General features: G+C 65.1%; 1 protein-coding gene. It reads left to right on the top strand.

The window, feature by feature from the left end:
• On the top strand, nt 1–355 hold a 355-nt coding region (locus BEB42_RS26020), incomplete at both ends, for an RHS repeat protein (protein WP_172954561.1).

Below are 355 nucleotides of genomic sequence, written 5' to 3'. Positions count from 1 at the left end.
ACGACCCGCTGGGCCGCAGGGTGGCAAAACGGGTGTGGCGGCGTGAACGGGACCTGACGGGCTGGATGTCGCTGTCACGGAAACCGGAAGTGACCTGGTACGGCTGGGACGGCGACCGGCTGACCACGATACAGAACGACAGAACCCGCATCCAGACGGTTTATCAGCCGGGGAGCTTCACGCCACTCATCAGGGTCGAAACCGCCACCGGTGAGCTGGCGAAAACGCAGCGCCGCAGCCTGGCGGACGCTCTTCAGCAGTCCGGCGGTGAAGACGGTGGCCATGTGGTGTTCCCGCCGGTGCTGGTGCAGATGCTCGACCGGCTGGAAAGTGAAATCCTGGCTGACCGGGTGAG

This window comes from Escherichia sp. MOD1-EC5990, from assembly GCF_002965285.1.
Classification (GTDB): domain Bacteria; phylum Pseudomonadota; class Gammaproteobacteria; order Enterobacterales; family Enterobacteriaceae; genus Escherichia; species Escherichia coli_F.
The sequence above is the reverse complement of the archived record's forward strand: the minus strand, read 5'-3'. Positions and strand labels throughout refer to the sequence as shown.